27 protein-coding genes are annotated in these 26,610 nt (G+C 63.5%); 13 read left to right on the forward strand and 14 right to left on the reverse strand.

What is annotated here, in order from left to right:
- Positions 1-106: 106 nt before the first annotated feature.
- Complete coding sequence (gene ruvA, locus AC5SSZ_RS17980) at positions 107-799, reverse strand: Holliday junction branch migration protein RuvA (protein WP_065272668.1); 693 nt, start codon at positions 797-799, stop codon at positions 107-109.
- The gene (gene ruvC / locus AC5SSZ_RS17985) at positions 796-1,293 is read right to left on the reverse strand and encodes a crossover junction endodeoxyribonuclease RuvC (RefSeq protein ID WP_065272667.1); all 498 of its coding nucleotides are present in this window, start codon (positions 1,291-1,293) and stop codon (positions 796-798) included. The genes ruvA and ruvC overlap by 4 nt, the downstream gene beginning before the upstream one ends.
- Before the next feature lie 349 nt (positions 1,294-1,642).
- On the opposite strand from ruvC, the gene AC5SSZ_RS17990 reads away from it, so the two are divergent.
- Positions 1,643-1,861: a DUF1127 domain-containing protein gene (locus AC5SSZ_RS17990; protein ID WP_065272666.1), complete on the forward strand. Its 219-nt coding sequence runs from the start codon at positions 1,643-1,645 to the stop codon at positions 1,859-1,861.
- A 163-nt stretch (positions 1,862-2,024) separates the two neighbouring features.
- On the opposite strand, the gene AC5SSZ_RS17995 is transcribed toward AC5SSZ_RS17990, so the two are convergent.
- The 3 genes from AC5SSZ_RS17995 to AC5SSZ_RS18005 form a co-directional block, all read right to left on the reverse strand.
- A complete protein-coding gene (locus AC5SSZ_RS17995; RefSeq protein ID WP_274827725.1) occupies positions 2,025-2,369 on the reverse strand; it encodes a hypothetical protein in 345 nt (114 codons plus the stop codon).
- A 110-nt stretch (positions 2,370-2,479) separates the two neighbouring features.
- Entirely contained in the window at positions 2,480-3,352 is an 873-nt protein-coding gene (locus AC5SSZ_RS18000) for a 50S ribosomal protein L11 methyltransferase (protein ID WP_065272664.1), read from the reverse strand.
- Positions 3,353-3,453: 101 nt separating this feature from the next.
- Positions 3,454-4,689, reverse strand: a complete 1,236-nt coding sequence (locus AC5SSZ_RS18005; RefSeq protein WP_368998650.1) for an MFS transporter — start codon at positions 4,687-4,689, stop codon at positions 3,454-3,456.
- Positions 4,690-4,818: 129 nt separating this feature from the next.
- Here AC5SSZ_RS18005 and AC5SSZ_RS18010 point away from each other — a divergent pair, with 129 nt between their 5' ends.
- From AC5SSZ_RS18010 to AC5SSZ_RS18025, 4 genes are all read left to right on the forward strand, one after another.
- On the forward strand, positions 4,819-5,880 hold the full coding sequence (locus tag AC5SSZ_RS18010) for a YeeE/YedE family protein (protein ID WP_274827723.1): 1,062 nt from the start codon (positions 4,819-4,821) through the stop codon (positions 5,878-5,880).
- A gap of 97 nt (positions 5,881-5,977) precedes the next feature.
- The gene (locus AC5SSZ_RS18015; protein WP_065272661.1) at positions 5,978-6,355 is read left to right on the forward strand and encodes a COG4315 family predicted lipoprotein; all 378 of its coding nucleotides are present in this window, start codon (positions 5,978-5,980) and stop codon (positions 6,353-6,355) included.
- Between the two features lie 30 nt (positions 6,356-6,385).
- Positions 6,386-6,910 carry a sigma-70 family RNA polymerase sigma factor gene (locus tag AC5SSZ_RS18020; RefSeq protein ID WP_274831320.1) on the forward strand — a complete coding sequence of 175 codons (525 nt, stop codon included), beginning with the start codon at positions 6,386-6,388 and terminating at the stop codon, positions 6,908-6,910.
- Positions 6,907-7,686: an anti-sigma factor family protein gene (locus AC5SSZ_RS18025; RefSeq protein WP_495439206.1), complete on the forward strand. Its 780-nt coding sequence runs from the start codon at positions 6,907-6,909 to the stop codon at positions 7,684-7,686. Before AC5SSZ_RS18020 ends, AC5SSZ_RS18025 begins: the two co-directional genes overlap by 4 nt.
- A gap of 64 nt (positions 7,687-7,750) precedes the next feature.
- Here the strand turns inward: AC5SSZ_RS18025 and AC5SSZ_RS18030 are convergent, their stop codons facing one another.
- Complete coding sequence (locus AC5SSZ_RS18030) at positions 7,751-9,946, reverse strand: primosomal protein N' (protein WP_495439207.1); 2,196 nt, start codon at positions 9,944-9,946, stop codon at positions 7,751-7,753.
- Positions 9,947-10,080: 134 nt separating this feature from the next.
- On the opposite strand from AC5SSZ_RS18030, the gene fsa reads away from it, so the two are divergent.
- The 3 genes from fsa to AC5SSZ_RS18045 all read left to right on the forward strand — a co-directional run bounded on the left by fsa (position 10,081) and on the right by AC5SSZ_RS18045 (position 12,788).
- Positions 10,081-10,734, forward strand: coding sequence for a fructose-6-phosphate aldolase (gene fsa, locus AC5SSZ_RS18035; RefSeq protein ID WP_065272657.1), 654 nt, complete (start codon positions 10,081-10,083; stop codon positions 10,732-10,734).
- Between the two features lie 423 nt (positions 10,735-11,157).
- Positions 11,158-11,871 carry a DUF484 family protein gene (locus AC5SSZ_RS18040; protein ID WP_369000772.1) on the forward strand — a complete coding sequence of 238 codons (714 nt, stop codon included), beginning with the start codon at positions 11,158-11,160 and terminating at the stop codon, positions 11,869-11,871.
- Complete coding sequence (locus AC5SSZ_RS18045) at positions 11,868-12,788, forward strand: tyrosine recombinase XerC (RefSeq protein ID WP_495439209.1); 921 nt, start codon at positions 11,868-11,870, stop codon at positions 12,786-12,788. The genes AC5SSZ_RS18040 and AC5SSZ_RS18045 overlap by 4 nt, the downstream gene beginning before the upstream one ends.
- 19 nt (positions 12,789-12,807) lie before the next feature.
- Here AC5SSZ_RS18045 and AC5SSZ_RS18050 read toward each other — a convergent pair whose 3' ends face one another.
- The gene (locus tag AC5SSZ_RS18050; RefSeq protein WP_495439211.1) at positions 12,808-13,419 is read right to left on the reverse strand and encodes a methyltransferase domain-containing protein; all 612 of its coding nucleotides are present in this window, start codon (positions 13,417-13,419) and stop codon (positions 12,808-12,810) included.
- Between the two features lie 482 nt (positions 13,420-13,901).
- Here AC5SSZ_RS18050 and AC5SSZ_RS18055 point away from each other — a divergent pair, with 482 nt between their 5' ends.
- The gene (locus AC5SSZ_RS18055) at positions 13,902-14,597 is read left to right on the forward strand and encodes a CDP-alcohol phosphatidyltransferase family protein (RefSeq protein WP_065272653.1); all 696 of its coding nucleotides are present in this window, start codon (positions 13,902-13,904) and stop codon (positions 14,595-14,597) included.
- A 192-nt stretch (positions 14,598-14,789) separates the two neighbouring features.
- Positions 14,790-15,431, forward strand: coding sequence for a hypothetical protein (locus AC5SSZ_RS18060; RefSeq protein ID WP_495439212.1), 642 nt, complete (start codon positions 14,790-14,792; stop codon positions 15,429-15,431).
- A gap of 43 nt (positions 15,432-15,474) precedes the next feature.
- Here AC5SSZ_RS18060 and AC5SSZ_RS18065 read toward each other — a convergent pair whose 3' ends face one another.
- Positions 15,475-15,963 carry a methylated-DNA--[protein]-cysteine S-methyltransferase gene (locus AC5SSZ_RS18065; RefSeq protein WP_495439213.1) on the reverse strand — a complete coding sequence of 163 codons (489 nt, stop codon included), beginning with the start codon at positions 15,961-15,963 and terminating at the stop codon, positions 15,475-15,477.
- Between the two features lie 326 nt (positions 15,964-16,289).
- Here AC5SSZ_RS18065 and AC5SSZ_RS18070 point away from each other — a divergent pair, with 326 nt between their 5' ends.
- Positions 16,290-16,856: a hypothetical protein gene (locus AC5SSZ_RS18070; protein ID WP_495439215.1), complete on the forward strand. Its 567-nt coding sequence runs from the start codon at positions 16,290-16,292 to the stop codon at positions 16,854-16,856.
- Positions 16,857-16,980: 124 nt separating this feature from the next.
- Here AC5SSZ_RS18070 and ileS read toward each other — a convergent pair whose 3' ends face one another.
- Positions 16,981-19,902 carry an isoleucine--tRNA ligase gene (ileS, locus tag AC5SSZ_RS18075; RefSeq protein ID WP_495439216.1) on the reverse strand — a complete coding sequence of 974 codons (2,922 nt, stop codon included), beginning with the start codon at positions 19,900-19,902 and terminating at the stop codon, positions 16,981-16,983.
- Between the two features lie 325 nt (positions 19,903-20,227).
- Here ileS and AC5SSZ_RS18080 point away from each other — a divergent pair, with 325 nt between their 5' ends.
- A complete protein-coding gene (locus AC5SSZ_RS18080; RefSeq protein ID WP_274827711.1) occupies positions 20,228-20,770 on the forward strand; it encodes a hypothetical protein in 543 nt (180 codons plus the stop codon).
- Positions 20,771-20,921: 151 nt separating this feature from the next.
- On the opposite strand, the gene AC5SSZ_RS18085 is transcribed toward AC5SSZ_RS18080, so the two are convergent.
- A complete protein-coding gene (locus AC5SSZ_RS18085) occupies positions 20,922-21,632 on the reverse strand; it encodes a VIT1/CCC1 transporter family protein (protein WP_065272648.1) in 711 nt (236 codons plus the stop codon).
- A 111-nt stretch (positions 21,633-21,743) separates the two neighbouring features.
- Positions 21,744-23,039: a calcium-binding protein gene (locus AC5SSZ_RS18090; protein WP_495439219.1), complete on the reverse strand. Its 1,296-nt coding sequence runs from the start codon at positions 23,037-23,039 to the stop codon at positions 21,744-21,746.
- Positions 23,040-23,214: 175 nt separating this feature from the next.
- Here AC5SSZ_RS18090 and AC5SSZ_RS18095 point away from each other — a divergent pair, with 175 nt between their 5' ends.
- A complete protein-coding gene (locus AC5SSZ_RS18095; RefSeq protein ID WP_274827708.1) occupies positions 23,215-23,655 on the forward strand; it encodes a group III truncated hemoglobin in 441 nt (146 codons plus the stop codon).
- Positions 23,656-23,664: 9 nt separating this feature from the next.
- Here the strand turns inward: AC5SSZ_RS18095 and AC5SSZ_RS18100 are convergent, their stop codons facing one another.
- The 3 genes from AC5SSZ_RS18100 to AC5SSZ_RS18110 are packed head-to-tail and all read right to left on the reverse strand — an operon-like array spanning position 23,665 to position 26,560.
- Positions 23,665-24,690 carry a YcjF family protein gene (locus AC5SSZ_RS18100; RefSeq protein ID WP_495439222.1) on the reverse strand — a complete coding sequence of 342 codons (1,026 nt, stop codon included), beginning with the start codon at positions 24,688-24,690 and terminating at the stop codon, positions 23,665-23,667.
- The gene (locus AC5SSZ_RS18105; protein WP_495439223.1) at positions 24,690-25,145 is read right to left on the reverse strand and encodes a GNAT family N-acetyltransferase; all 456 of its coding nucleotides are present in this window, start codon (positions 25,143-25,145) and stop codon (positions 24,690-24,692) included. Before AC5SSZ_RS18105 ends, AC5SSZ_RS18100 begins: the two co-directional genes overlap by 1 nt.
- Positions 25,142-26,560 (reverse strand): YcjX family GTP-binding protein, encoded by a 1,419-nt coding sequence (locus AC5SSZ_RS18110; RefSeq protein ID WP_495439225.1) that lies wholly within the window; start codon positions 26,558-26,560, stop codon positions 25,142-25,144. Before AC5SSZ_RS18110 ends, AC5SSZ_RS18105 begins: the two co-directional genes overlap by 4 nt.
- Positions 26,561-26,610 lie beyond the last annotated feature (50 nt).

Raw genomic sequence — 26,610 nt, forward strand, 5'->3', positions numbered from 1 at the left:
CCGTCCGGCTGACAGGCCGGACAGTGCCCGGCCGCCCCTCCAGGCGGGCACTTCGTTTCCACCAGCGGCCGGGCACTGCCCTTTGTGCTTCACTGCCATTCTTCGTTCACCCTTTGGGCGCCAGCAGGCGCAGCGCGGCGCGGATCAGCTCCGCCTCTCCGGCTTCCGGCTCTGCTGCTGCGGCCTCGGCCACGGCAGCGGCGGCATCCGACGGGCCATAGCCAAGGTTCCCCAGCGCCGACAGCGCCCCGGCCGAGGCCGCAGCAGCTCCGCTGGGCTGTTTCTGCTGTTTCTTGCGCGCGGGTTTTGCCGCGGGTGCGGGTTCGCCCGTTTCCACCACCGCGTCCAGCTCAGGCCCGTCCATTGCCTCGGTGACGGTCCCGCCCATGGCCATCACGCCGGGCGCCTTGTCCTTCAGATCGAGCACGATGCGCTGCGCGGTCTTGGGACCGACCCCCTTGGCCGCCTTGACCGCTGCCCAGTCGCCAAGCGCAATGGCGCGGCTAACCCCATCTGGCCCCAGCGCGCTGAGGATGGCCAGCGAGACCTTCGCCCCGACCCCCTGCACCGAGGTCAGCAGCCGATGCCATTCCTTTTCCACCAGCGAAGTAAACCCGAACAGCTGCATCAGGTCCTCGCGCACCAGGAGTTCGGTATAAAGCGCCACCGCCTCTCCGACGCCGGGCAGCGCCGCCATGGTCCGATCCGAGCAATAGACAATATAACCAACGCCGCGCACGTCGATCAGCACGTGGTCCTGGGCGCGGTACTCCAACCGTCCGGTGAGTTTTCCAATCATGCCCGCACCTCCTTCAGGACCCGCTGCTGCGTACCCCCGTAATAGGCGTGACAGATGGCAATCGCCAGCGCATCGGCCGCATCCGCGCCCTTGGGCGCGCAGCCGGGCAGTTGCAGTTTGACCATATGCAGGATCTGCCCCTTGTCCGCATGTCCGACGCCAACCACCGTCTTCTTCACCCGGTTGGGCGCATATTCCCCCACCGGCAGACCGGCCTTGGCCAGGGTCAACAGCGCAACGCCGCGCGCCTGCCCCAGTTTCAGCGTCCCTGCGCCGTCCTTGTTCACGAAGGTCTGTTCGATGGCCGCCTGATCTGGACGGTAGGCCGCGATCACCTCGCTGACCTGATTGTGGAGCGACAAGAGCCGCTCTCCCAGATCATCCCCATCTGACTGGCACAACCCGTTCGCCACATGCGACAGGCGCGTGCCCTGCGATTCGATAACGCCCCAACCGAGGGTCCGCAGCCCCGGGTCGATTCCCAAAATCCGCATGCTGTGACCGGTCCCTGCTCATTGGTTCGAATTGTTTTGAAGATTCACTAGCACAAAAGGCGAACATATCCAAACGCTTTCGCCTTGGGCCGCCCAGGGGCGCGAACACCGGAGACGGCGCAAATCGGTAAATTCGGGTTCGAAAACGCCCTCTCGATGTCGGGCTGCGACATCCGCTGGCGTAAACACTGCAAAACGGAGGAGAGCCCTTATTTACAAGGCCAAAAGCCATGCAAAATTTGCATGGGGCCATGCAAAAATCGACCTTGCTGCCGACGGATTTCGCCTCTACCTGCCGATTAACGTCACACGGCGCATCACAGTAACACCTACCCAAGAGGACAAGGATATGGCTGCATTCGACACCACCCGCACCACCTATGGCTCCGTCGGCCTGTTTGGCCGTATCGGCGGCCTTCTGACCACCACTCTGGCCTCTGTCGTGGCCTGGAATGACGCGCGTGTAACCCGCAAGGCGCTGTCCGGTCTCAGCGACCGCGAACTGGCCGACATCGGCATGTGCCGCGGCGACATTGACGACATTGCAGAGGGCAAGCCGGTCTTCTGATCGCCTCCCTTGACCTGACTGACGCTCTTTTTCCCTCAGGGCGCACAGTAAGACGCCGCGGACCACCCTGGTCTGCGGCGTTTTTCGTCTGAATTCAGGAATGTGTCGGCACCCGCCGCTGCAACCGATACAGGCGGGCAGGGAAAACGCGCGATATCGCTATTCAGTGCAGATAGGGGCGGAGTTTTTCTCCGATCAGCATGGACACCGGCTCGGCTTGCATCAGAAAGGCACCGGCCCGCTCGACCGCGACCCCTTTGGACAGGTCCGCCACCCGTGCGTCGTAGCTGGCGAACCCCAGCGCCGCCATCAGGAAACCCTTGAACAGGAAAAAGGCGCAGAGGAAAAACACCACCGCGCGCGGTGTGATCCGCGAGCGTATCTGGCGCGGTGCCACCACGATCAGACCGTCCGAGCGCACCCGGGCGGAATAGCCAGCAGACATGTCGTTGTGCTTGCCTTCAAGGCGCCGCAGACGCGCCTGGAATTCTTGATGTTGCTTGCCCATAACACGAGCCCCCAAAACCTACTGGCCCCCACCAGCGATTGAGGCAGTATGCGCGCGAAATGTGGCAAGTTTTGGGCAGATAGTTAAAATAAGAGGTAAACTTAGCTCAATCAGCTCTCTTTCTGTAGCAAGAGCGTCGTCCATTCACCGATTTCATCCCGCCGCCGCAGGGTCAGACCGTTCTCTGCGTAGACCGCGATCACATCGTCCGCCTGCTCGTTGAGGATGCCCGACAGGATGGCAAAGCCGTCCTTGCGCAGGTTCGCGGCGATATCCGGGGAAAGCGCCACAAGCGGGCCTTTCAAGATATTGGCAAAAATCAGATCATAGGGCGCCACCGCCTTCAGATCCGGGTGATCAAAGCCTGCGGCCTCAAGACAGGTCACCTGCCCGCCCATGTCATTGGCCTTGAGGTTCGCCTCGGCGACCTCGACAGCGACCTGATCGATATCGCTGGCCATGAACTGCCCGTCCCAGACCCGCGCCGCTGCCATGGCCAGAACCGCGGTGCCGCAGCCGATGTCGGCCACCTTGGCGCCAGTAAATCCGGTGTCGATCAGATGATCCAGCGCCCGAAGACAGCCCAACGTGGTGCCGTGGTGGCCGGTACCGAATGCCATTGCCGCCTCAATCAGGAGCGGGATCTTGTCCCCCGGCACCTTATCCGCATCGTGGCTGCCGTAGACGAAGAACCGCCCGGCCTCGACCGGGGCCAGTTCGCGGCGCACATGGGCGACCCAGTCGGTTTCCGGCAGTTCAGAGACGGCAAAGGGTTTCGCCTCATGCATCGCTGCCAGCAGCGCAAGACCCGCCTCATCCGGAGCTTCGGTGAAATAGCCGCCAACCTCCCACAGGCCCGATCCATCCTCGACCTCGAATACACCGACACCGGTGGGTTCCGGGGTCAGACGTTCCATCGCATCGCCCAGCGCCTCGGCTTTGGCTTTTCCGGTGAGGGTGGTCAGGGCGGTGAAAGTGGGCATGGCGGGTCTCCAGGATGTGCTGTACAGCGCCTAGGCCCCGCAGACGGTCCCGTCAAGCGTAAGGCGCGCAGGTCCACAGGCACGCCTGCCTCAGCCCGGCCTCACTCGGCCGGGGCGGCAGCGGTAAACTTGCTGAACACCGTCTCGTTGCCCGGCTCGGGATGGCGCGGGATCAGGCAGGCCAGCGTCAGCGAGACCAGCGCCATCGCTGCCGCCAGACCAAAGACCGCGGCCGGAGAGATCACCCACAATAGACCAAGCAGGACCGGCAGGAAGACCGCCGCGATATGGTTGATGGTAAAGGCAACCGCTGCCGTGGGGGCGATATCGCCGGGATCGGCGATTTTCTGGAAATAGGTCTTCAGCGCCAGCGCCAGCGCAAACAGCACGTGATCGATGACATAAAGCGTTGCCGCCAGCACGACGCCCCAACCGAACCAGTAGATGCCGCCATACATGGCAAAGACCACGGCCAGCCCGGCGTATTCAAAGATCAGGGTTCGCCGTTCACCGAACTTAGCGACAAACCGGCCCAGCAGCGGCGCCACGGTCATGTTGATCACCAGATTAATCAGGAACAGGGCGGTGACTTCATGCACCTCAAACCCGAATTTCTCGACCATCATAAAGCCGGCAAAGACGACAAAGATCTGCCGCCGCGCTCCGGCCATGAATTGCAGCGCATAATAGAGCCAGTAGCGGCGGCGCAGGATCAACTTTTTGACCTGCGGGTGCGGTGCCTCGAATTGCGGATAGACCATGAGGCAAACCAGCGCCAGCAGCGTCGTCACCCCGCCTGCGCTCATGAAAACGACGTTGTAGCTGAGGTTCAGCGGCTCCCACAGCAGGACAATCAGCCCGTAGACCACCAGCGTCGCCGCCGATCCAGCGGCCAGAAGCCAGCCCAGAATCTGCGGCGCCCGTGCCTTTGGCAGCCATTGCAACTGCAACGACTGGTTCACCGTCTCATAGTAGTGAAACCCGATCGAGGACAGCATGGTGATGGTCAGGATCCCGCCCAGCGAGGGGAACCAGGCGGTCACCGCTGTCGCCGCACCGAGGAGCATCAGCGACACCAGTCCCAACACCTGTTCACGCACCAGCAGGATCACTGCGATCACCCCGATGGCCAGAAATCCTGGGATTTCCCGCACCGTGTGAAGCAGGCCGATGTCGGCGCCGTCGAACTGAGCCACCTCGATGACAAAGTTATTGAGCAGCGCATTCCAGGCATTGAAGGCAATCGGCATACACAGCGCCATGACGAACAACAGCGTGGTCGGGCGACGCCAGCGCGGCATATTGCGCGCGGTCTCTATCGGGACGGGATTGAACATGGGTCAAGCATGTACGCCCCTTTGCCCGCTCTGGCGAGAGCAAAACCGCCCGTGCACATCTGATCTGCATCAATGCAGCGCCTCTGATTTATACATATTACGATGCGTGCATAGATCAGGAGGCGCGCAATGGATCTGGTTTCACTTGTAGAAGGCATCGGAGAGGCCCCGACGGCGGCCCTGTTCGGGTTGCTCACCGGTCTGACCTTTGGCGTTGCGGCGCAGCGCTCCCGATTTTGCCTGCGCGCGGCCACGGTGGAATTCGCGCGCGGCCGGATGGAGGACAAGGTGGCGGTCTGGCTGCTGACCTTCTCTACCGCCGTGGTCTGGGTGCAGGCGGCGCAGCTGCTGGGGCTGATGAATGCAGCGGATGCGCGGATGATGGCGGTGCCGGGCAGCTGGTCCGGCGCGGTGATCGGCGGTCTGATCTTTGGCGCTGGCATGGTGCTGGCGCGGGGCTGCTCGGGGCGACTTCTGGTGCTGGCGGCCACCGGCAACCTGCGCTCGGTCGTGTCCGGGCTGATCTTTGCCGTCGTGGCACAGATGAGCCTTTCGGGCGTGCTGTCACCGCTGCGCGACCGGCTGGCCGGGCTCTGGGTGACATCCGGCGGGCGCAACATGGATCTTCTTGCCACCTTTGGCCTGCCGGAATGGGGCGGTCTGGCCCTTGGCGCGGCGATTGCTGTGCTGGCGCTCTGGCTGTCGCGCCGCAACCGTATCGGCGCGGCGCGGCTGATCTTTGCCTCGGGCGTGGGGTTTGCCGTCGCCATGGGCTGGGTGCTGACCTATGAGCTCAGCCTCGTCGCCTTTGACCCGGTGCAGATCGAAAGTGCCACCTTCACCGGCCCCTCGGCCCATACCCTAATGTTCTTCCTCGACCGCAACGCCATTCTTGAATTCGACGTGGGCCTGGTGCCGGGCGTCTTTATCGGCGCGATGCTGGCCGCTGCCCTGTCCGGGGAGATGCGGATCCAGGCTTTTGACGGCGCCGTCACCATGCGCAAGGCGATGATCGGCGCGGCCCTGATGGGATTTGGCGGCATGCTGGCGGGTGGCTGCGCCATCGGCGCGGGCGTCACCGGCGGGTCGATCTTTGCCGGCACTGCCTGGCTGGCGCTGTTCTGCATGTGGATCGGAGCGATGCTGACCGATTTCCTGATCGATCAGCCGGGCCGGACGGTGACCGCATAAAAATTTGTAGGTCAGTGGGATTATTTCTCGCGCAGGCGCGTCTTATTATCTGCCGGTCGCAACGGACCGGTACGATCTTAGATGAAAGGACCAAAAGATGCGCTTCACCTTCCCTATTGCCGTTATCGCCGCAGCCATGATTGGCTCAGTCGTACAGGCTGCTACCGCGATCCAGAGCGGCGACAGCGCCAAGGGCGCGATCCTGACCGACGGCAGCGGCATGTCGCTTTATACCTTCGACAAGGACACAGCCGCCGTTTCCAACTGCTATGGCGATTGCGCCACGAAATGGCCGCCGCTGGAGGCCAGCAGCAAGGCCCGACCGCAGGGCGCCTTTGGCATCATCCTGCGCGCCGATGGCGCCCGCCAGTGGACCCACGAGGGCAAGCCGCTCTACACATGGTTCAAGGATGCCAAGTCCGGCGATATCACCGGTGACGGCGTCAAGGGCGTCTGGCACCTGGCCCGTCCGTAGGCGCGCCCCAGCCCCGAAGGTCCCCCTCCCATGACTGACCTGGACAAGATCGAAGCCCAGATCCCGGCACTGCGCCGCTATGCCCATGCGCTGATGCGCGACGCCGAGGCGGGCGACGATCTTGTCCAGGATTGCCTCGAACGGGCCGTGGCCAAGCTGCATCAGCGCCGTCCCGATGGCGCGCTGCGAGCCTGGTTGTTCCGCATCCTGATCAACCGCCACCGCGACCTGATGCGCCGGGCCCCACGGCCTGGCCACCTGATCGCCGTCGACGAGCTGCCAAGCGAACCCTCGCGCCCGGCAGGACAGGAGGCCCATATGGCGCTGCGTGAAACCGAGGCTGCCATCGCCCGGCTGCCCGAGGACCAGCGCCGCGCTCTGTTGCTTGTGGCGCTTGATGGCGCCACATTCGACGAGGCCGCGACCATGCTCGACATTCCGCGCGGCACCCTGATGTCACGGCTGGCCCGGGCCCGCGCCAGCCTGCGCACCATGACCGGCCGCGGCGGCGCAACGTCCGCCGCGCCGAAACCAACCGGAAGACCCAACCGATGACCACCCATCCCGACACCCCGCTGAGCGATGATGAGCTGCTCGCCTATCACCACGGCGAACTGGACGAGGCCGCGCGCGCCGCGCTGACCGAGCGGATCGCAGCCGACCCCACGGCACAGACACGGCTCGCCGACTGGGCGCAGCAGGACGAGGAATTGCGGATGCTCTTCCCCGAACCGGAGGAGCCCACGCCCGAGGCCCTGACCGATATTCTGCGCCGCCCCGCCCCTGCAACCGCGCCGCGCTCGCCCCTTCGCGCCCCGGCACGCGTGGCGGCAATGGTGGGTCTTCTGACACTTGGCGGGCTTGGCGGCTGGATCGGGCGCGGCGCGCTGGCTCCCATGACGTCTGGCACTGATCTGGCACAGGCCGCGCTCAAGGCTCATGACACCTATGTGGTCGAGGTGGTGCACCCGGTCGAAGTGCCCGCCAGTCAGCGCGACCATCTGGAAAGCTGGATCTCAAAACGCGTCGGCGCCCCGCTGGTTCCACCCGACCTCGCGGCCTCCGGTTTTGCGCTGATGGGCGGCCGGGTTCTACCGTCCGAGGACGGAACGGCCGGGCTTTTCATGTACGAAAACGACGCTGGCACCCGGATTACCCTTTATATTGCCCCTCAGCATTCCGGCGGCGACAGCGCCTTCCGTTACGCCGGTGAAGGAGCAACACAAGGCCTTTACTGGCAGGATGGCCCGCTGGGCTATGCGGTGGTCGGCCAGATGCCACGTGATCACCTGCGCACACTGGCCGAGAAGGCCTATGATCAGCTGCTCTGACTTTTCGTGACCATATCGGCCAGCGAAAAGCGGTGTACGCAAGGGAGCAGGAAGGCCCCGTGCCCTAAAAGAAACTCTGCGGGTCGATATCGACGCTGAGGCGCAGATCGCCCTTTGGCCGCACCGGCGCGATCCAACGGGCGATGGCCTCTTGCAATGGCGCGCCCTTGGCCACCTTCACCAGAAGCCGCACCCGGTGGCGGCCCCGTACCCGGGCGATGGGCGCAGGGGCCGGGCCGAACAGCTGCGCGCCGATCTGGCGCAGGGCGCCATCGTTGCGCGCCAGCGTTTCGCCAAGATCAAAGACCTGCGCCAGATCCGATCCCGACAAGATGATCCCCGCCATGCGACCAAAGGGTGGCACCCCGGCGGCCTGCCGTTCAGCGGCCTCAGCCTTCCAGAAGGCTTCCTCGTCCCCCGACAGGATCGCCCGGATCACCGGATGTTCAGGCTGAAAGGTCTGCAAGAGCGCCTCGCCCGGCTTTTCCGCCCGCCCGGCACGCCCCGCTACCTGCCGCATCAGCTGGAATGTCCGCTCTGCTGCGCGCAGGTCAGACCCCTGCAGACCCAGATCCGCATCGATCACACCCACCAGCGTCAGCAGCGGAAAGTTATGCCCCTTGGCCACCAATTGCGTGCCGAGTATGATATCCGCCTCCCCCGCCGCAATCTCCTCGATCCGTTGTTTCAACGCGCGGGCCGACCCAAACAGATCCGAGCTGAGAACCGCGATGCGCGCTTCGGGAAACAGCGCGGCGGCTTCCTCGCCCAGCCGTTCGATCCCGGGGCCGACCGGGGCCATCTTGCCTTCGACCTGACACGATGGACAGACCTCGGGCACCGGTTTCGTCTCACCGCATTGGTGGCACATCAGCCGTTTCAGGAACCGGTGCTCGACCATGCGGCTGTCGCAGTGATCGCAGGCCACCTGTGCGCCGCAGGCCCGGCAGATGGTCACCGGCGCAAATCCCCGCCGGTTGAGGAACAACAGCGACTGTTCCCCCCGCTCCAGCCGCGCCTTCATGGCGTATTTCAGCGTCGGAGAGATCCAGGTCGAGGGCAGAAGATCCTCGGCCCGCATATCCACCGCGCGCATCTCCGGCAGCACCGAGGCGCCAAAGCGCGAGGTCAGATCCAGCCGCTTGTACTTGCCTGCGTCGGCGTTGGCCCAGGTTTCAAGGCTGGGCGTGGCCGAGGCCAATACCACCTGCGCCGAACACATGGCCGCGCGCAGCACCGCCATGTCGCGGGCATTGTAAAGGACGCCATCCTCCTGCTTGTAAGAGGTGTCGTGTTCCTCATCGACGATGATCAGCCCTAGGTTCCGGTACGGCAGGAACAGCGCCGAGCGAGCGCCGATCACCAGCTGCGCCTTGCCCTGCCCCACCATGCGCCAGACCCGTCGGCGTTCGGTCATGGTGGCGCCGGAATGCCATTCCGCCGGGGTGGCGCCGAACCGCGCTTCGACCCGTTTCAGAAACTCCGCTGTCAGCGCGATCTCGGGCAATAGGACCAGCGCCTGCCGCCCGGCGCGCAAGGCCGCCGCCACCGCCTCCAGATAAACCTCGGTTTTGCCCGATCCGGTGACACCTTTCAGCAGCGTGGTGCCATAGGCGCCGCTTTTGACGCCTTCCTCCAGCGCCGCCGCCGCTGCCGCCTGATCGCCGGTCAGCTCTTTGCCTGGCAGATCGGGATCCAGATTTGGATAGGGCAGATCGCGCGGGGTTTCCTCCTCGCGCAGGGCGCCCTGTTTTACGAGCCCCTTGACCACCGACGGGGTCACGCCCGCCATATCGGCCAGTTCCTTGGGGGTGAAAGCCAGCCCACCAAATTCCTCCATCGCGTCCAAAACCCGGGCGCGGGCATCGGTCATCCGGTCCGGCTCTTGATCGCCCCGGCGCAGGATCTTGCGCATCGAGGGCGGATCGGACAGCCCCGGCGCCCGGCTCGCCAACCGCAGCATCGCGGGCATCGGCGTCAGCGTGTAATCGGCCGCCTTGCCCAGAAACGCGCGCATCTCGCCCCGCATCGGCGCCACATCCAGAACTCTGGTGACGCTGCGCAGTTTCGACGAATCAAAATCGCCCGCGCCCGGCCCCCAGACCACGCCCAGCACCTTGCGCGGACCCAGCGGCACCTCGACATAGGCGCCGAGGAAACAACCGCCCTCGGGGGCGCGGTAATCCAGAAGCCGGTCAAGCGGCTGCGTGGTCAGCACCGCCACCCGCTCTCCTGCTTCGAAATGCTCCTGATCGCTCACCGCTACCTACCTTGTGCCCTTGCAAATTGTCCGTGCAAAGTGTCCCTGCAAAACCGCCGGGGCTTTTTAATGCCTCCCCCATGAGGTAAAGGCTAGCCCAATCAAGGCCAACCCACGCCAAAGGATTCCCGGATATGAAATTCTTCGTAGATACCGCCGAAATTGATGCCATTGCCGAACTCAATGACCTTGGCATGGTGGATGGCGTCACCACCAACCCCTCGCTGATCAAGAAATCCGGCCGTGACATCATCGAAGTCACCAAGGAAATCTGCGATCTGGTCGACGGCCCCGTTTCCGCCGAAGTGACGGCCACCGATGCCGAAACCATGATCGCCGAAGGCCGCAAGCTGGTCGAAATCGCCGAGAATATCGCCGTCAAGGTGCCGCTGACCTGGGATGGCCTCAAGGCCTGCAAAGTGCTCAGCGACGACGGGAATATGGTCAACGTGACGCTGTGCTTCTCCGCCAATCAGGCGCTTTTGGCGGCCAAGGCCGGTGCCAGCTTCATCTCTCCCTTCATCGGGCGTCTGGATGACATCAACCTCGATGGCATGGAGCTGATCGAAGACATCCGCACCATCTACGACAACTACGGGTTCGAGACCGAGATTCTCGCCGCCTCAATCCGCACCGTGAACCACGTGCTGGATTCGGCCCGCATCGGCGCCGACGTGATCACCGCCCCCCCTGCCGTGATCAAATCCATGGTGAACCACCCGCTCACCGACAAGGGGCTTGATGCCTTCCTCGCCGACATCAAGGACGCAGGCATCAAGATCCTCTGATCCGGGGCCAATATTCAAACGACCCAAAGGCGCCCCTTCCCGGGGCGCTTTTTTCTTGGCGTTTCCTGGTCCGGCGCAAACCGCCGGGTCAAGGGCCGCGCAGCGGTCGCGCCCCGCGCGATCCACCCTTGATGCGGCGCCTTTCAAAACACAATCGACAGGGCGCTTTGAGGGGGCAGAGCGCCCCCTCAAACGCTTCTCAGCAAACCTCAAAAGGTCCGCCAGGACCGCCACGCCGGGCAACAGCCCGGCGCCCGGCCCAACCAGCGAGGAGGCCGCCCATGGCGGCCCCGCAGTGGGCGGGAGCCTCCCGATACCCTTAATGCGGAGCTTCGGCGTTTTCCCACCAGAGACACATTTTTCACCCGCATCGCCCAAAACCCATGTTATAACCCGGTCAAAAGACCCCAAAGAGGTTCGAACATGAGCAGCAATACCGCCAAACTCGACGACGCCCTGCGCGCCGCGATTCTGGAGAAACCAGACGCGATCCTGGAGGATCAGAATCTGATGAACGCCCTCGTCAGCGCCAATGAACGCGCGATGGGCTCGAATATCGTGGATCTGCGCGGCATCGCCATGGAGCGGCTGGAGGCGCGACTGGATCGGCTGGAGGATACGCACCGTTCAGTCATCGCCGCGGCCTATGAAAACCTGTCCGGCACCAACCAGATCCACCGCGCGGTGCTGCGCCTGCTGGACCCCACCGATTTCACTGGTTTCCTGACCAGCCTCAATCAAGAGATGGCCGAAATCCTGCGTGTCGATGCACTGGCACTGGTGCTGGAAACCCGGCAGGAGGACGGCAGCGCCGCCGCCGAACGTATCGGCGATGTGCTGAAAATCGTCTCTCCCGGCTATGTCGCCGACTACGCCGCCGCAGGCGGGCGCGGCGGGCCGGACCGTCAGGTCACCCTGCGCCAGCTGCAGACCGGCAGCGCCCGGATCTATGGCGGCAAGGCGGAGTGGATCCGCTCCGAGGCCTGCCTGAAGCTGGATCTGGGCAGCGGCCGCCTGCCCGGCATGCTGGTGCTCGGCTCAGAGGATCCGCATCAGTTCTCGCCACAGCAGGGCACCGACCTTCTCGGCTTCTTCGCGGGCGTCTTTGAACGAACCATGCGCCGCTGGCTGTCATGAGCCTGATCTCCCCGGCCTGCCGCGACGCCCTGCAGCATTGGCTGGAGGGGCTTGCCGCGCTGGGGGGCGCCTCGGCCAATACGATCACCGCCTACCAGGGCGATGTCACCAGCTTCCTCGCCTTCATGACCAGCCATACCGGCGGCCCACAGGGGCTGGGGGCGCTGGCGCAGATCTCCACTGCCGACATGCGCGCCTGGATGGCCTCCGAGCGCAGCGCGGGCACCGGTTCACGCTCGCTGGCACGCAAACTCTCCTCGGTCAAAAGCTTCTATCGCTGGCTGGCGACACGCGAAGGGTTCGAGCCCACCGCGGTTCTTGCGGTGCGGGCACCGAAGTTCCAGAAAAAGCTGCCCCGCCCGCTGGCGCAGGACGCCGCCCGCGCCGTCATCGAGACGGTTGAGCTGCAATCCACCAGCGACTGGGTCGCCGCCCGCGACGTGGCGGTCGTGACCCTGCTTTACGGCTGCGGCTTGCGCATTTCCGAGGCGCTCAGCCTCACCGGCGGCGATGCGCCGCTGCCACAGGTCCTGCGGATCAAGGGCAAGGGCGAAAAGGAACGGGTGGTGCCTGTGATCGCCGCCGCCCGCGATGCGGTGGATCGCTATCTGGACCTCAGCCCGCATCCGCAAACGCAGGACGCACCGCTGTTTCGCGGCCAGCGCGGCGGTGCCCTCAATCCCCGCCAGATCCAGGGGGTCATGGCCAGAACCCGCGCCCAGCTGGGCCTGCCTGCCTCGGCCACGCCCCACGCGCTGCGGCACAGTTTTGCCACCCACCTGCTGGAGGCCGGAGGAGATCTGCGCGCCATTCAGGAGCTTCTGGGCCATGCCTCGCTTTCCACCACGCAGGCTTACACGGCGGTGGATACGGCGCATCTGATGGAAGTCTACAACCGCGCCCATCCCAAGGCCTGATCTCAGACTGAAAGGCCCCTCAGCGTCGCTGGAAGACAGCCCAGGTAAAAGGTTGCTCGGCGCCGCCCGGTGTCTGGTGTACTTCTCGCCAGTGGTGCAACAGGGTGAACGCGTCCCCCAGCTCCTGCGCCAGCCCTTCGGCGGAATATCTGCGCACCGGCAGGCCGCTGCATGTCTCCGGCCCGTCCGGCGCAAAGGTTGCAAGGATCACATGTCCATCGGGACGCACCCCAATCCGCAAAGCAGCCACATAGGCGGCACGGTCGGCCGCGTTGGTCAGAAAGTGGAACACCGCCCGATCGTGCCAGATCCCATAGGCGCGCGGCGGCACCCATTCGGTGATATTGGCGGCGATGCGCACGACCTCCTCCGCCCGGTCTCCCAGCCGCTGTGCCTGTACCGCCAAAGCAGCGTTGGAGATATCCAGAACCGTCAGATCCCGCCAGCCACGTTCCAGCAGAACCGCCGCCAGATCCGAAGCGCCACCCCCAACGTCCAGAAACGGCTGATCCTGCGCGCCGATCAGATCAATAGCCTTCAGCGAAGCCTTGGGATACGCCTGATACCAGCTGACGCTCGTCGGCGCCTTGCTCTCATAGACAGCATTCCAATGTGCGCTCTGGTCTGACATCACGCTCCTCCTTCAGACGCTCCCCGTGCCGGAGCATATCTGGCCAGCACATTAGACATGCGATTATCAGAATGCAAAACGCTCAGGCGGCCCCCCACCGGATGAGACAGGCATCCAAGCGCGCGGAATAAATAAAATGCAATATATTCCGAAGCCTGCCGACAACCTCTCCTTAACCGCGTTCAGAGTTGATAGGGGCAAACCCGCTCCAGAAAGGATGCCCTATGTATCACGACCCCCATTTCTGTTTTGGCCAGGCTCCCGCTGCACCGGCGGCGCCCGTCTCTCAGATCCGCCTCCCCCGCTCCATTCCTGTTTCGCATTGGCCCTTCCCCGGCTCCATCCCCGGCGTCGTAAGGGAAATGCTGTATATGTCCGATGATAGTGCCGCCTTTGATGCGGCCGTGGAAAACGCGCCCCATATCAGCAAAACGCTGCACTGAACCCTTGCGGGCCGAGGGCAAATTCGCCATCACGGGTGAATGAAACCTCAGATCCGCGCCATTCTCGTTCATCTTCTGACCGCCACCGGCGCCGTCTTTGCCATTCTGGCAATGCTGGCGGCCGCCGATGCCAAGTGGAGCCTGATGTTCCTGTGGCTGGTGGTGGCCTTTGCGGTGGACGGTGTGGATGGCCCCTTGGCGCGGCATTATCACGTCAAACGCTACGCGCCGCAGTTTGACGGTGTCCTGCTGGATCTAATCATCGATTACCTGACCTATGTCTTCATCCCGGCTTTTGCCCTGTTTAAATCCGGGCTGATGGCAGGCTGGACCGGCTGGTTCGCCATTATCGTCATCACCTTTGCCAGCGCGATGTATTTTGCTGACACCCGGATGAAGACAAAGGACAACTCCTTTTCCGGCTTCCCCGGCTGCTGGAACATGCTGGTGCTGGTGATCTTTGCGCTGGAGCCGAGCCACTGGACCAGCCTGGCGCTGGTGACGTTGCTTTCCATCGCGATGTTCCTGCCGCTGAAGTTCATTCATCCGGTCCGCACCCAGCGCTGGCGCCGCATTTCGCTGCCGGTGGCGCTGGTCTGGACCGCGCTGGCAGGCTATGCGGCCTGGATCGATTTCCATCCCGAAAGCTGGGCCCACTGGGGGCTGATCGTGACCTCGGTCTACCTGCTTTTCGTCGGGATCGTGCAGCAGATCTTCCCGCCCAAACGCGCCTGAGCCTGCTGCCGACGCAACCACGTGCGACAAAACCGGCCTGAAACCAGTAGCTTCTGAATACGTCTCAAAGCCGTCTCAAATGCGAGGCACTATGGCTTCCCTTGGGTAAGCCTGCCTTAAATTCTGATCGTCAGGATCGATGGAGCATCCTTTGCACCGGGGGTGCGTTCCAATCGTTCAGGAGATCATACCATGAATTCGATCCATGCCCCCGGCGGCCAGTCATCCGCCCATCACGCCCACTCTGCGCCCCGGCAGTTCACCCCGCCCGGCCAGTCGGACCAGCCGGACCGCGTTGGTCCGCCCGATCATGCCAAGGCCTGGGGCTGGCGCGCCAAGCAGGCCGCTGAAACGCCCGCAGAGCCTCCGGCAGAAACCACACCGCCCAAGGGTGTCAATGCGGTGCTGAGCGGCAGCTTTGGCGAAATTTCCATCCGGATTGAAGACCTCGGTGGTGCATTCGACATCGAGGTCACCCGCGAGGACGGCGGGCTGAATGTCGCTACAGACAGCGGCACCGGCGGCGGCGAGATCAGGATTAACTTCGAGAACGGCGAACACGGCGGCCTTGTGGCCCTGTTTGAAACCAATGAAGCGGGCGAGATCACCGTTTCTGTGAGCAATGTCAGCGACAGCGATCCGGCGACCGAGGTCGCGGTCAGCCCGCTTGAGGCCCCCGAAGAGGCAGAGCCCGCGCAGGCGGACACCAGCCTTGCAGAGACCAGCGGCGCAGATATGGAAACCGTCGTTCTGGGTCTGGCCGCAGGCGATCCTGCCCCAACTGGCACCGGCGCCATGTCAGAGTATGACAAGGCGAAAGCATTGTTTTCCTGAACAGCGCTTCAGGCGTCTCGCCTGACGGACAAATCTTAGGATCTCAGATCAGCAACCCTGCCGCGCCCTCATGGCGCAGCAGGGATACTTTTGTTTCGACCCCACCCTGCCCTGAAAACCCGCCAAGCCCGCTGCCACCCAGCACCCGATGACAGGGGATGATGATCGGAATGGGATTGGCGCCGCAAGCATTGCCTACCGCCTGCGCCGAACTGCCAAGAGTCTGCGCCAGCTGACCGTAGGTGCGCGTCTCGCCAAAGGGAATGGCGGCGATTTCCGCGCAAACCGCCTGCTGATAGGCGGACCCTGCCACATCCAGCGGCAGGCTGAAGGCCTCTAACTCTCCCGCGAAATAGGCACGCAGCTGCGCCACTGCCCGGCTCAGCACCTCCTCCGTTGCGGCATCTCCGGCAGGCGCCTGCGTAGGTTCTGCGGGAGTTTCCTCCCAGCGCAGCCGGGTGATCACCCCATCTTGCGCGGTCACGACCACCCGCCCGACCGGGGTTTTCAGATGCGCGCTCGGCTGCTGCATGCGTTCTGTCCTCTTGCGGTTGTTCACTTTGGGCATTCCCACCCTGCGGCGGGCCGAAGCGGGCCGCAAGCCCGGGCGAGCCGCTCAAGGTGCGAAATGCGCACTTTGGTATAGGTGCCTTATCCCTCTGCCGCTCTCCCCTGCCCAAGCGGGCAGGTGCCAAGCAGTTTAATTAATATGTATTAATGAAGGTACGCAGAGCGGGGTGCCTGCGTCGTGCTGCAATATCCCGGCCTCTGCCACGGACAGCCTTTCGGCCACCTGGAGGAGCAATGACAGGACAGACCAGCTGCACGTCTCGGTAAAGTAAAGGTGGGAACAAGGACATGATTCGACTGGATGCGGCCAACCTGGCCTGGAAACAAAGCTGGTCAGCCAATCAGCCGGTCATGGTCGGCCCAGTGCAGGCTGAAAAGGAGAACGCCAGCCTGTCCGAAAAGATGGGCCTCTCCGAACAATCGGCCTATCGCCTGAAAGCATTGCCCGAGAAGGAAAAGGTTCAAGCCGCGACCGAACAGGTCGATGGCAGCCAGCAAGGTCTGGCCTTCCGCCAGCAGCGCGAAGAGGCCCTGCAAAATTCGCCAAAGATGCAGAATAGCAGTGTGAACTCGGTCTTTACTGGTCCGGCCAAGCCGTCCCTGGTGGTACGCGACGCGCAGCAGATGCCGGGGCAACCGGATGCATCACCCTGGGAAAAGGCTCAGGACGACATGCGCCGCGAACGCGTGACAGGCTCTGCCTACGGTGCCCAATCCGAGATTTCCGCCGCTGCCAAGGCACTGTGGCGGCAGTATATTGCCCTGCTGGCCGGCCACCCGGTTGGGCCGCTGCCGATGAACGTCATCAACGCCTGTGCCAATTACAAGGCGGCGCAAAAGGTCGTTGCTGCCTGATTCCCGCGCGCCGCCCCTCTCCAAAGACCCGGATGTCCGACGAAAAAGCGCCGCCTCTGCCCTCAACAGGCAACGGCGGCGCAATCTGTTTTGGACCCGCCCCCGCAAAAGGAGGCGGTACGTCTTAGCTCAGCGCGCTGTCGCAGCGACCGCAGACACCGGCATGGGCATGGGTGCCCACATCCGGCAGGATCTTCCAGCAGCGCTGGCACTTCTCGCCTTCGGCCTTTTCAAACACAACCGAGATGCCGTCGATCTCTGGCATGCGGAAGGCTTCGGCAGGGGCCGGATCGCCAGTCAGAACCACATCCGAGGTGATGCAGATATCGGCAAAATTCACCGATTTCAGCGCTTCCAGAATCTCCGGGTCGCGCAGATGCACCACCGGCGCTGCTTCAAGCGAGGCACCGATCACCTTGTCGGTGCGCTGGATTTCCAGCGCCGAGGTCACCACCCGGCGGGCCTGACGGATCGCGGCCCATTTCGCGGCCAGCGGCTCGTTCAGCCAGTCGGCCGGCGTTTCGGGGATGTCCACCAGATGGACCGAGCTGTCCTTGCCCGGGAAGCGTTCCAGCCAGACTTCTTCCATGGTGAAGACCAGGATCGGCGCCAGCCAGGTGGTCAGGCGATGGAACAGGATGTCCAGAACGGTGCGCGCGGCGCGGGCATTCAGCGTATCGCCATCGCAATAGAGCGCATCCTTGCGCACGTCGAAATAGAAGGCCGACAGATCCACGGTGGCAAAGGTGAAGACCGCGGAGAACACGCCCTGGAAGTCGAAGGCGGCATAGCCGGAGCGCACCTTGTGATCCAGTTCTGCAAGACGGTGCAGCACCCATTGCTCCAGCTCGGGCATATCGGCGGGATCAACGCGCTGGTCTTCGGTGAAATCGCCAAGGCTGCCCAGCATATACCGCATGGTGTTGCGCAAGCGGCGGTAGCTGTCAGCGGTGCCTTTCAGGATTTCCGGGCCGATCCGCTGGTCGGCGGTGTAATCGGTCTGGGCCACCCACAGACGCAGGATATCGGCGCCGTATTGCTGTACGACCTTTTCCGGCACGATGGTGTTGCCCAGCGATTTGGACATCTTCATGCCCTTCTCATCCAGCGTGAAGCCGTGGGTCACCACGTTGCGGTAAGGCGCGCGGCCCAGGGTGCCACAGGCCTCCAGCAAGGAAGAGTGGAACCAGCCGCGGTGCTGGTCGGTGCCTTCCATATAGACATCGGCGATACCGTCCTCGGTGCCATCTTCGCGGTCACGCAGCACGAAGGCATGGGTGGAGCCGGAATCGAACCACACGTCGAGAACGTCAAAGACCTGATCATAGGCGTCGGGATCAACGATACCGTCCAGCACCTGCGCCTTGAAGCCGTCCTCGTACCAGACATCGGCGCCCTTTTCGTCAAAGGCGGCGACGATACGGGCGTTGACCTCATCGTTGCGCAGCAGGAAATCATCGTCGGTGGGCAGGGCGCCCTTCTTGGTGAAGCAGGTAAGCGGCACACCCCAGGCGCGCTGACGCGACAGCACCCAGTCGGGGCGCGCTTCGATCATCGAATAGAGGCGGTTACGCCCGGTCTGCGGGGTCCATTTCACCAGTTGGTCGATCGAGGTCAGCGCCCGCTCGCGGATGGTCTTGCCATAGGTATCGAGCCCGTCGCCCAACTCCTTGTCCACGGCTGCAAACCACTGCGGCGTGTTGCGATAGATGATCGGCGCCTTGGAGCGCCAGGAATGCGGATAGCTGTGCTTGATCTTGCCACGCGCCATCAGCCCGCCGACCTCGACCAGCTTGTCGATGACGGTCTTGTTGGCATCGCCCTCGCCGCCCTTGCGGTTCAGGATGTATTTGCCGCCAAAGAACGGAAGATCGGCACGGAAGGAACCGTCGTCCATCACGTTGTAGGTGATGACCTGCTTCAGCATGCCAAGGTCACGGTAGAGTTCGAATTCCTCCATCCCGTGGCTGGGCGCGCAATGCACGAAGCCGGTGCCTTCGGTATCGGTGACGAAATCGGCCGCGCGGAAATCGCGGATGTCGTCCCATTCGCCATTGGAGCCTTCGGCACCTGCGAGGGGGTGCGTGAGGCCGATGCCTTCGAGATCGGACACCGGGACATCGGCAACGCGGGTATACTGGTCTTCCTCCAGCCGCGCGCGCTTCATGACGTCGGCAGCAAGGTTGTCGGCCAGAACGTATTTATCGCCCACCTTGACCCAGGATTCCTCTGGCGTGCCGGTCACCTCATAAAGGCCATAGGCAATGTCTTCGCCGTAAACCACGGCCTTGTTCGACGGCATGGTCCAGGGGGTGGTGGTCCAGATCACCACATAGGCACCCGCCAGTTTGTGATCGGCAGGCTCGGCCACCTTGAACTTCACCCAGATGGTGAAGCTTTCCTTGTCGTGGTATTCCACCTCGGCCTCGGCCAGCGCGGTTTTTTCCACCGGCGACCACATCACGGGTTTGGAGCCCTGATACAGCGTGCCGTTCATCAGGAACTTCTGGAATTCGCCCGCGATCACCGCTTCGGCGTGGTAATCCATCGTAAGGTACGGATTCGCCCAGTTGCCGGTGATGCCAAGACGCTTGAACTCTTCGCGCTGGATGTCGACCCATTCATCGGCAAAGGCGCGGCACTCCTGGCGGAACTCGATGACCGGCACCGCGTCCTTGTTCTTGCCCTTCTTGCGGTACTGTTCCTCGATCTTCCATTCGATCGGCAGACCGTGGCAGTCCCAGCCCGGCACGTAACGCGCATCATAGCCCATCATCTGGTGCGAGCGCACGATCATGTCCTTGATGGTCTTGTTCAGCGCGTGACCGATGTGCAGGTGGCCGTTGGCATAGGGTGGGCCGTCATGCAGCGTGAACGGCTCGCGGCCTTCGTTGTTTTCGCGCAGCCGGTCATAGACACCGATCTTTGCCCAGCGCTCCAGCCATGCGGGTTCCCGCTTGGGCAGGCCCGCGCGCATGGGGAAATCGGTCTTGGGCAGGTTCAGGGTGTTCTTATAGTCGGGGGTCTGAGGCGTGTCGGCGCACATCGGTGGCGTCCTTTGAATAGCTGGTCGTCGTCAGGATTATCTGTGGGATATTCGGTTCGGTGCGATGGCTCAAGCACCTTTGCCCGGCGGCTCTTAGGATTCCGTGTTCGGATCAGAGCGCCGGGTACGTAATTCGAATAATGATGGCCGCACGGTGGGACATGCGGGCCTTATAGGGCGCTGCATCAGGAGGGTAAAGCACACAACGTCGCGACACCCTGCGCTGCTGCGCAACATTCTTTCGCCTCAACAGTTGCCGGACACACCCATGCGCTGTATTTACGGAGAAATAATCAATTAAAAACACAACACAGGACCCTTTTTAGTGAAAACCTACATTCTACCCGCGTTGATTGCCGCCAGCGTCACGCTTTCGGCTTGCGACACCGCAGAATCCCCCAGTGAAACCTACGCCAGCAGGCTGCAAACCGCAGAACAGCTGCCTGTCTCAAAGAATATCTCGCTGACCGCGGCCGGGAAAAGGCTGCCATTGCAAACGGCGACACAGACCCGGATCAGCTTTGCGCAAAACGAGTTGAACGAAGCCAATCCCCCCATGACCCAAGCGGACTGTACACTGACCAGCTCCGCCTTTTCAGGCGCTCTGCGGGTTCCGGGCAAGGTGAACCTGCCCAGCTTTGGTCGCGCCACACCGCCGATGACGATCGCCTGCACAGATGGCAAAAAGACTGTCACTCAAACCATAGAGGTGACGAACCTCACCAAGCTCAAGGCCCAGGAAAATGCCGCCGCGCAGGTTCTTTGGGGTGGTGGTCTACTGGGGGCGGCTGTGCTGGCCGGAATGTCCAGTGAACGTGACAAGTCTCTGGACCTCTACGGCTACCCTCCCAAAATCCAGGTCAAGTGATCCGCGCTGCGGATCAGTCAGAAGCAAAGGTTCTGTGGCCCCCGTTGCGGGGCCTCAGCGCGCCATAAAAAAGGACTGTCAGGATAACCTGACAAGGTCTTAAACCGTTTCGCACGCGAAACATTTTCCCCCGCCGGGCAGACACCGCGCCTCAAGCGTGGAACATCAGCCCCACACCATAGGCCATGGCCGCCGCCGCGCCGCCGATCACCAGCGTTTCCCCGCCCGAGCGCCACCAGGGCGCCAGCGACCAGCGGCTTTTGAGGGCGCCAATGGCGAAGAAACAGCCCATGGTCATCCAGGAGGACACGGTAAAGGCATTGGAGAGGCCGAACAGGAACGGCAGCAGCGGCACCATGCCCGCCACAAGAAAGGCCACGAATGTGGCAATGGCGGCCTTCATCGGGTGTGGGTCGACCCCGGCAAGCCCGTATTCGCCCTCGATCATCAGGTCGACCCAGGTTTCGCGGTTCTTGCAGATCTCGTCGGTGGCCTCGTCCAGCACGCGACCGCTCAAACCCTTGAGCCGCAAGATCTCTCGCACCTCCTCGCGCTCTCCATCCGGGTAGTGATCGATATGATGGTTCTCGACCTGGCGCAGTCTGCGGGCGTCGTCCAGTTCAGCCTTGGTGCCGGAATAGTTGCCTGCCGCCATGGAGAACCCATCGGCCAGCACATTGGCCAGCCCCAGCGCCACAATCACAAAGGGCGACAGCCCCGCGCCCGCCACCCCCGCCACGATGGCAAAGGTGGTGACGGATCCGTCGATGCCGCCATAAACCACATCGCGCAGCACCCCCCGCCCCGGCGGTGCGCCGATCCGGTCCTTGATCTCCTGCGGGCTGTGGCCGTGGTCTGTCATTGTGGGGTCTCCGGGCAGGGCATTTACGCCACCCTATCGCGGCAAAAGAAGGGGCGCAGCCCTCAAATAGAAGACCGCGCCCCGTCGTTGTTTTGCCCTCAACAGCAGGGATCAGAAGATGAAATCGCTTTGGTCCAGCTGATCCGCCATGACGCCTTCGAGCAGGATCGAGGTATTGCCAAATTCCACCCGCGCGCCGCGCCCCGCATCGCTGATGCTGAGATCGGCAAAATCCATGCCCAGGGTATTGAGGCTGATCAGGTCGATCCCGTCCTCGAAATCGGTGATCCGGTCGCGCCCTTCGCGCATATCGGTATAGACGAACTCATCCCAGCCTGCGCCACCGGTCAGCACGTCGCGGCCATTGCCGCCGGTCAGGACATCATCGCCGCCGTGCCCCTTCAGCATGTCTCGTCCGGCGCCGCCATTCAGCATATCGTCGCCGCGGTGGCCTTTCAGCATGTCATTGCCAGAGCCGCCGTTCAGATCATCGCCGCCACCGTGGCCCTTCAGGTGGTCATCCCCCTCATCACCGAACAACCGGTCGCTGCCCTTGTTGCCGAAAAGATGATCGTCGCCACCATCGCCGCGCAGCACATCGTTCTGGCTACGTCCCCAGAGCCAGTCATCATCGGCGCCGCCATCGATCCGGTCGGTCCCCTTGCCACCATAAATCCGGTCATTGCCAAGACCGCCATCAAAGACATCATCCCCCGCGCCCAGACGCACGGTTTCCGAAGCCCGCTGGAACTGGTCCTCAAGGATGTCGAGCGCCTGCGCCCGGTTGGTGCCTTCGATCTCACCCGCGGCCACGGGCAGCAGGCCGACATAGCCATCCTGCGATCCGTTGATCTCGCCGCCGGTCCCGGCGCCAAAGCCCGACCCCACATTTTGCCCATGAATAACGATTTCCCGGTTTTCCATCGGCATCAGATCCGCCGCGGTATAGTCATTACCGCTGACCGGGCTGAAGAAATTGCTGTCGTCACCCAGCTCATAGCTCTGGATGAAATTCATTGTGCCGTCCGACCGGGTCATCGGCAGCACCCCATCGCCATCGGTCAGCGGCAACAGGATGTCGCCATAGGCGGCCAGCCCTTCCAGAACTTCGACAAATCCGTCCTGATCCGCATCATCCGCAATCACCGGCATGCGGGCATCCGAGGGGTTCCCTTCGTCATCAAAGGTGCCATGCACATGCTGGGCGTGGCGCACATTCGGGGTCAGGCCCGCCGCCGAGATCGAGATATTCAGATAGCGGGTACCGTCCTCTTCGGTATTGACCGACAGCAGCGCATCGCCGGTGACGCCCGAATTATTCATCGCCCCCAGGTCTACCGACCAGAAGGCGTCGGCGCCGCGCAGGAACGTCTCGTAGGATGCATAGGATGAAGCCAGATGGGCCATAGGTATCTCTCCCTTTGTTTGAACCTCTGCCCACAGCCACGAAGCCCGCGCGCAAAAAGTTTCATGCCCGATACGATTTTTTTCTAAACGGCTTCGGTCGGCCTACATCAGCCCCCTTTTCCCGCACGCCCGGCCCGGTTATTGCTGTCCTTCGAAACCAAAGTCAGGACCTCCCGTGACCTCCCCCGATCTGCCCAGCCCCCCCGCGCAAGACGCCCCGCTGCGCCGCTTTGACATCAGCGGCGCCGAGATCGACGAGGTCGTGCGTGTTTTTTATGGCAAGATACGGCAGCACCCCGTGCTAGGGCCGGTGTTCGGCGCCCATGTGACCGACTGGCCGGAACACGAGGAAAAGATCGCCCGGTTCTGGCGCAACGCAATCCTGCGCGAGAAGTGCTACAACGGCAATCCGATGCGGGTGCATGTCTCTCGCCCCGATATCAAGGCCGAGCATTTCCCACTCTGGCTTGACCTGTTTCACAGCGTTCTGAAGGCCGAACTGCCCACGCAGACCGCGCAAAGCTGGGGCGCGCTCGCCGACCGGATCGGCGAAGGCTTCAGAACCGGCGTAACCGCCATGCGCCAGCCCAAGGATGCGCCGCCCAAACTGTTCTGAGGTGCGGGTCTAGCGGTCTGCGTCCACCTTTGACTTGGATCTTGAAAACAGACCGGACAGCGCCCGCTGCACGACCCTGCGGGTCGAAGGGCGGTGGCGCGGGGAAAACGGCATCGGGCGGCAGACCTCCATCGCGGCGATGCCAACCCGCGCCGACAGTGCACCATTGACCACGCCTTCGCCAAACCGCCGCGACAATTTCGACAGGACCGATCCGCCCAGCACGGATTCCAGCAGATCGTCCCCCGCCGCAACCGCGCCGGTGGCCACCAGATGCGCCAGCACAGCCCGTGTCAGCCGCCAGGAGCCAAGCAGGCCCGAGCGTCCGCCGTAGATCTCGGCCACCCGCCGGATCATCCGCACCGAGGCAACAAGCGCCGTCACCACGTCGGCCAGCGCCAGCGGCACCAATGCCGTCACCGTCGCCACCTGCCGCGCGGCGCCTTCGACCTCCTGCAGTGCGCGCGCATCCAGCGGCGCCAGCAACTCGTCCTCGGCCAGCTGCAACAAGGCATCGGCATCCATCACCTCGGGGCTGCGCTCGGCCAGTCGCGCGCGATGCCAGGCCAGATCCGCACGATCTCCATAAAACCGCTCCAGCCGCGCCACATAGGCGCGCGCCGCCGTGGGATCCTCCACCGCCGGGATCGCGGCCTGTCGCAGATCGTCAACCCGCTTCAGCCGCGCCAGCGCCAGCCCTTCGCGCAGCAGCATCAGCACCGCCAGCACCAGCGCCAGCAGCAAAGCGGCAGAGATCGCCCAGCCCAGAACCGGCACCCGTGCAATCAGCCCGGTGGCAAAGTCCCAGGCCGCAACGGACACCATCGCGCCGAGCAGTGCCAGAACCGTGCCCCAGAACCAGCGCGACAGCCGCGAGGGAGGCCGGGCCGCCAGCGCCGCAGCCCGCTGCATGGCAGCCGGAGGCGGCCCGCCCGGCACCTCCGGCCCAAGATCGGGAACCGGCGGCGCATCGCTGACAGCGGGGGCCGGTTTCTGGTCTTCCTCCAGATCAAAGACAACGGGTCCCTGGCTCATCACGCGGCCTCCTGTTTCGCGGCCTGCCAGGCATAGGAAATATCCGGCAACCCTTCGTCATTGCGCGCGCCATCGCTGCGCGCCGTCTCAGTAAACCCTTCGCGCAGGTAGAACCGCTGCGCCCCGGTATTGGCCTCAAAGGTCCAGAGGTGCAGATGCCCGCTGGTCCCCTTGGCCGCGTCCAGAAGGCGTTTGCCTATGCCCTGCCCGCGCGCCTCGGGCGCCAGATAGAGGGCGCAGATTTCCGCACCATCACGGGCCAAAAATCCCAGCACCCTGGCGCCCTCCTCGGCCACGGTGACCCACCCCCGGTCGATCATCACCCCGCAAAAGGAAATCGCCTCGGCCCCGGAATACAGCTCTGGCATCCAGGGCGTTTCTGCCGCAAACCGGTGCAGGATATCGCCAATCGTGCCCGCATCCGTCGGGCGCGCCGGGCGCAATTCAAGGCTCATAGACGATCTCCGATCAGGAATTCGGCGGCCCGGTCCAGTCGGATATGCGGCAGGCCATCCCCGGGTCTGAGGCTCAGGGGCGCAGGCGCAAAGGCCATGCTCTGATAGTCTCCCTCCAGCCACCTCTCCGCCCCTTGCCGCGCCGGGGTCAGCAGCTTGCCCGGATCCTCGGGCAAAGCGCCGGGGTAAAAGGCCGCTTGCCGTCCACCCTCCAGCAATGTGCCGCGCACGCAGGGCAGCTCCTGTCCCTGATGGGCGCGCATTTCCTCGGTCGTGGTCCGCAAAGAGGCCAGCGACAGGGCCGCCGTTTCCGCCCCGGCAAAGCGGGCGCGGTCCTGCGCCTCTCGGGTCAACGCCTCGATGATCGCGGTCAGCTGCGGATGCTGGACGTGGTGCAAATGGTCCGCCTTGGTGGCGGCGAACAGGATCTTCTCCACCCTTTTGCCGCCCAGGATCCGGGTCAGGAACCGGTTGCGCCCGGGCCGGAAGGCGCCCAGGATATCCGCCATCGACTGGCGTAGATCCTCGACCGCGGGCGGGCCGGAATGGATCGCCCCCAGCGCATCGACCAGCACCACTTGCCGGTCGATGCGGGAAAAATGATCGCGAAAGAACGGCTTAACCACCCGCGCCTTATAGGCCTCATAGCGGCGCGCCATTTCACGCCGCAGGCTGCCGCGCGGCGCGCTGCCCTCCCCGACAGCAAGCGGCGCAAAGGTCAGCACCGGCGAGCCTGCGAGATCACCCGGCAGCAGGAACCGGCCCGGCGTGCAGTCATAGAACCCGGCTTTGCGCGCGGCGTTAAGGTATTCGGTGAAGGAGGCCGCCAGCGCCTGTGCCTGCCCCTCGTCATGGGCGGCATGCGCATCGGTGGCCCCTGCGGCCGCAAGGAACCCCTGCGCCTCTTCCCGCCCTGCGATCCGGGCCAGCACTTCGCCGGACCACTGATCAAAGCTCTTGTCCAGCAGCGCCAGATCCAGCAGCCATTCTCCCGGATAATCCACGATATCCAAATGCAGCACCCGGGGGCCCTGCAACCCGGCAAGCAGCCCCGAGGGCCGCACCTTCAGGCTGAGGCGCAGTTCGGAAACGGCGCGGGTGCTGTCCGGCCAATGCGGATCAGCCCCGGTGAGGGCGGCCAAATGGGATTCATAGTCGAACCGCGGCACCGTGTCGTCGGGCTGGGGTTGCAGATAGGCGGTCTCGATCCGCCCATCCCGCGCCGCCGATAGCTGCACCATGCGGCCCCGGTTCATCAGATTGGCCACCAAAGAGGTGATAAAGACGGTCTTGCCCGCCCGCGCCAGCCCGGTGACGCCGAGCCTCAGGCTCGGTTCCAGAAAAGTCTCCGACAGGCTGCTGCCCAGGGCCTCGACCCGGCGGGCCGCGCTGTCGGCTAGGGATGTCAGTACCACGCGCCTGCCTTTGTCCTGTTCTGCTGTACTCTGCTCTACTTTGTCGCTCC

Source organism: Phaeobacter sp. CC-HEC084 (genome assembly GCF_059429255.1).

Excerpts from the sequence above, each read along its gene's own strand:
- AC5SSZ_RS18105 (WP_495439223.1), bottom strand. The coding sequence starts at position 25,145 with ATGAGCCTTGAATTGCGCCCGGCGCGCCCGACGGATGCGGGCACGATT.
- AC5SSZ_RS18100 (WP_495439222.1), bottom strand. The coding sequence starts at position 24,690 with ATGAGCCAGGGACCCGTTGTCTTTGATCTGGAGGAAGACCAGAAACCG.
- AC5SSZ_RS18060 (WP_495439212.1), top strand. The coding sequence starts at position 14,790 with ATGAATTCGATCCATGCCCCCGGCGGCCAGTCATCCGCCCATCACGCC.
- ruvA (WP_065272668.1), bottom strand. The coding sequence starts at position 799 with ATGATTGGAAAACTCACCGGACGGTTGGAGTACCGCGCCCAGGACCAC.
- AC5SSZ_RS18065 (WP_495439213.1), bottom strand. The coding sequence starts at position 15,963 with ATGCAGCAGCCGAGCGCGCATCTGAAAACCCCGGTCGGGCGGGTGGTC.
- AC5SSZ_RS18085 (WP_065272648.1), bottom strand. The coding sequence starts at position 21,632 with ATGACAGACCACGGCCACAGCCCGCAGGAGATCAAGGACCGGATCGGC.
- AC5SSZ_RS18070 (WP_495439215.1), top strand. The coding sequence starts at position 16,290 with ATGATTCGACTGGATGCGGCCAACCTGGCCTGGAAACAAAGCTGGTCA.
- AC5SSZ_RS18020 (WP_274831320.1), top strand. The coding sequence starts at position 6,386 with ATGACTGACCTGGACAAGATCGAAGCCCAGATCCCGGCACTGCGCCGC.
- AC5SSZ_RS18005 (WP_368998650.1), bottom strand. The coding sequence starts at position 4,689 with ATGTTCAATCCCGTCCCGATAGAGACCGCGCGCAATATGCCGCGCTGG.
- AC5SSZ_RS18015 (WP_065272661.1), top strand. The coding sequence starts at position 5,978 with ATGCGCTTCACCTTCCCTATTGCCGTTATCGCCGCAGCCATGATTGGC.
- AC5SSZ_RS17995 (WP_274827725.1), bottom strand. The coding sequence starts at position 2,369 with ATGGGCAAGCAACATCAAGAATTCCAGGCGCGTCTGCGGCGCCTTGAA.
- ileS (WP_495439216.1), bottom strand. The coding sequence starts at position 19,902 with ATGTGCGCCGACACGCCTCAGACCCCCGACTATAAGAACACCCTGAAC.
- AC5SSZ_RS18045 (WP_495439209.1), top strand. The coding sequence starts at position 11,868 with ATGAGCCTGATCTCCCCGGCCTGCCGCGACGCCCTGCAGCATTGGCTG.
- AC5SSZ_RS18055 (WP_065272653.1), top strand. The coding sequence starts at position 13,902 with ATGAAACCTCAGATCCGCGCCATTCTCGTTCATCTTCTGACCGCCACC.
- AC5SSZ_RS18040 (WP_369000772.1), top strand. The coding sequence starts at position 11,158 with ATGAGCAGCAATACCGCCAAACTCGACGACGCCCTGCGCGCCGCGATT.
- ruvC (WP_065272667.1), bottom strand. The coding sequence starts at position 1,293 with ATGCGGATTTTGGGAATCGACCCGGGGCTGCGGACCCTCGGTTGGGGC.
- AC5SSZ_RS18090 (WP_495439219.1), bottom strand. The coding sequence starts at position 23,039 with ATGGCCCATCTGGCTTCATCCTATGCATCCTACGAGACGTTCCTGCGC.
- AC5SSZ_RS17990 (WP_065272666.1), top strand. The coding sequence starts at position 1,643 with ATGGCTGCATTCGACACCACCCGCACCACCTATGGCTCCGTCGGCCTG.
- AC5SSZ_RS18010 (WP_274827723.1), top strand. The coding sequence starts at position 4,819 with ATGGATCTGGTTTCACTTGTAGAAGGCATCGGAGAGGCCCCGACGGCG.
- AC5SSZ_RS18050 (WP_495439211.1), bottom strand. The coding sequence starts at position 13,419 with ATGTCAGACCAGAGCGCACATTGGAATGCTGTCTATGAGAGCAAGGCG.
- AC5SSZ_RS18000 (WP_065272664.1), bottom strand. The coding sequence starts at position 3,352 with ATGCCCACTTTCACCGCCCTGACCACCCTCACCGGAAAAGCCAAAGCC.
- fsa (WP_065272657.1), top strand. The coding sequence starts at position 10,081 with ATGAAATTCTTCGTAGATACCGCCGAAATTGATGCCATTGCCGAACTC.
- AC5SSZ_RS18025 (WP_495439206.1), top strand. The coding sequence starts at position 6,907 with ATGACCACCCATCCCGACACCCCGCTGAGCGATGATGAGCTGCTCGCC.